We start from the raw sequence: 2,535 nt of genomic DNA, 5'->3' as shown, positions 1-2,535 counted from the left end.
GTCCGGCTGTCGGGGAGAGGGAGGGGCCCGACGCCGCAGGAGGCGGGAGGGTGAGGGGGCTCGCGCCGCCCGGCGCGGTTCTCCGGCTGGGAGGATGGTGTTCGGCCGTCGGATCCTGCTGGCGCTGCTGGTCGCCGGCCTGGCCGCGCCGGGCTGGGCCGCCGACCTGACGCGCGACCAGGTGGTCGCGGCCCTGGCCCGCGCCACCCCGGCGGCACCGGCCGATTTCTCCGGCAAGTCGCTGGAGAAGGTCGATCTCAGCCGGCTCGACCTGTCCGGGGCGAAGCTCGCCGGCGCCGACCTGTTCGCGGCCAGGCTGGAGGACAGCAACCTCACCGGGGCCGATCTGACCGGCGCCAATCTCGGCCTGGCCTGGGTGATCCGGGCCAACTTCACCGGGGCCGACCTGTCCCGCGCCAATGTCCAGGGCCTGGTCGTTGCCTCGGGCCTGCAGACCAATCCGGCCGAAGCGCCGGTCTTCCTGCGCACGAAGTTCGTGAAGGCGCGGGTGATCGCCCGCTTCGGCGGCTTCGACCTGCGCGGGGCCGATTTCACTGGCGCCATGCTGGCGGTCGACATGCGTAACCAGTCGATGGGGATCCTGCGGGCCGATTTCTCCGGCGCCCGGCTGGAGGGGGCCACCTTCGCCGGAGCCGATCTCGGCCGCGCCTGGTTCCGCTTCGCCAAGCTGCAGGGCGCTCGCTTCACCGGCGCCAGCCTGCAGCATGTCGACTTCTCAGGCGCCGATCTGACCGGGGCTGACCTCACCGGCGCGGACGCCACCGGGGCGGATTTCGGCGGCGCGGTCCTGGCCGGCGCCATCGGGCTCGACACCGTCAAGGGGCTGGATCCCGCGGTCCCGCGCCGGTAGCGGGACGATCAACGTCAACGCGGCCCTGGCCGCAAGCCGGCAAGCCCGCAGAAGGCGGCCGGCACGAGTGGAGGACAGATGTCGACGATCGCGCAGCGAAGATCGCCGCCCCCGGCCGCGTCATGGATGGCGCGGATGATGGAGAGCCGCAACGCGCTGGGGCTGGCCTTCCTGCTGCCGGCCGCGGTGATCCTGCTGCTGTTCCTGACCTATCCGCTGGGCCTCGGCGTCTATCTCGGCTTCACCGACACGCGGCTGGGCCGTCCCGGCATCTGGATCGGCACCGAGAATTACGAGTTCCTGTTCGACGACCCGATCTTCTGGCTGTCGGTGTTCAACACCGTGCTCTACACGACCGTCGCCAGCCTGTTCAAATTCGTGCTCGGCCTGTGGCTGGCGCTGCTGCTGAACCGGCATTTGCCGTTCAAGGCGTTCCTGCGCGCCATCGTGCTGCTGCCCTGGGTGGTGCCGACCGTGCTGTCCGGCATCGCCTTCTGGTGGATCTTCGACGCCCAGTTCTCGGTGATCTCCTGGGGGCTGATCAAGCTCGGGCTGATCGACACGCCGATCAACTTCCTGGGCGACGTCGCCAATGCCCGCGCCTCGGTGATCGCCGCCAACATCTGGCGCGGCATCCCCTTCGTCGCCATCACGCTGCTGGCCGGGCTGCAGACCATCCCGCAATCGCTGTACGAGGCGGCGGTGCTGGACGGGGCCAGCAACTGGCAGCGCTTCCGCTGGATCACCCTGCCGATGCTGTCGCCGATCATCGCCGTGGTGATGACCTTCTCGGTGCTGTTCACCTTCACCGACTTCCAGCTGATCTACGTACTGACCCGCGGCGGCCCGCTGAACGCGACCCATCTGATGGCGACGCTGTCGTTCCAGCGCGCCATCCCCGGAGGCCAGCTGGGGGAGGGGGCGGCGATCGCCTCGGCCATGATCCCGTTCCTGCTGGCGGCGGTGATGTTCAGCTATTTCGGCCTGCAGCGGCAGCGCTGGCAGCAGGGGGGGCGCGACTGATGGTCGTGAAACAGGACGCCGTCGCCGACGAAGGCGGCATGGGCTATCTCGAGAAGCTGCCGCGCCGGGTGGTGACGGTCTATCTGCCGCTCGCCGTGTTCGTCTTCGTGCTGCTGTTCCCCTTCTACTGGATGGGGATCACCTCGATCAAATCGAACGCCGAGCTGTACAACTACAAGGATTTCAACCCGTTGTGGGTGGCCGAGCCGACGCTGCGGCACATCCGCTTCCTGCTGTTCGAGACCTCGTATCCCGCCTGGCTGTGGAACACGATGGTGATCGCGATGGGATCGACCGTGCTGGCGCTGGTCTGCTCCGTCCTCGCCGCCTATGCGATCGAGCGGCTGCGCTTCACCGGCGCGCGCTTCGTCGGCCTCGCCATCTTCCTGGCCTATCTGGTGCCGCCCTCGATCCTGTTCATCCCGCTGGCGGTGCAGCTCAGCGGCCTCGGCCTCCTGAACAGCCAGTGGTCGCTGATCCTGACCTATCCGACCTTCCTCGTGCCGTTCTGCACCTGGCTCCTGATGGGCTATTTCCGCTCGATCCCGTTCGAGCTGGAGGAATGCGCCATCATAAGGGCCCGGTCCCGACCGGGTGGCGGGCATAGGCCGAACCTGCCGCCTTCACCGCGGTCGGAGAGT

Annotated in this window: 3 protein-coding genes; all 3 read left to right on the top strand. The window is 68.5% G+C overall.

Going from position 1 to position 2,535, the window contains the following annotated elements; all coding sequences use genetic code 11:
* Positions 1-94: 94 nt before the first annotated feature.
* Entirely contained in the window at positions 95-871 is a 777-nt protein-coding gene (locus ABDW35_RS35395; protein ID WP_343718525.1) for a pentapeptide repeat-containing protein, read from the top strand.
* A 78-nt stretch (positions 872-949) separates the two neighbouring features.
* On the top strand, positions 950-1,894 hold the full coding sequence (locus tag ABDW35_RS35390) for a sugar ABC transporter permease (RefSeq protein WP_343718524.1): 945 nt from the start codon (positions 950-952) through the stop codon (positions 1,892-1,894).
* Positions 1,894-2,535 (top strand): carbohydrate ABC transporter permease (locus tag ABDW35_RS35385; RefSeq protein ID WP_343718523.1); only part of this gene is annotated, 642 nt, incomplete at its 3' end. The genes ABDW35_RS35390 and ABDW35_RS35385, both read left to right, overlap by 1 nt.

The organism is Inquilinus sp. (assembly GCF_039594555.1).
Taxonomy (GTDB): Bacteria; Pseudomonadota; Alphaproteobacteria; order DSM-16000; family Inquilinaceae; genus Inquilinus.
Note: the sequence above shows the minus strand (reverse complement) of the source record. Positions and strands in the feature narration are given on the sequence as shown.

Bases quoted from the DNA above. Each gene is read 5' to 3' on its own strand.
- ABDW35_RS35390 (WP_343718524.1), top strand. From the start codon at position 950: ATGTCGACGATCGCGCAGCGAAGATCGCCGCCCCCGGCCGCGTCATGG.
- ABDW35_RS35395 (WP_343718525.1), top strand. From the start codon at position 95: ATGGTGTTCGGCCGTCGGATCCTGCTGGCGCTGCTGGTCGCCGGCCTG.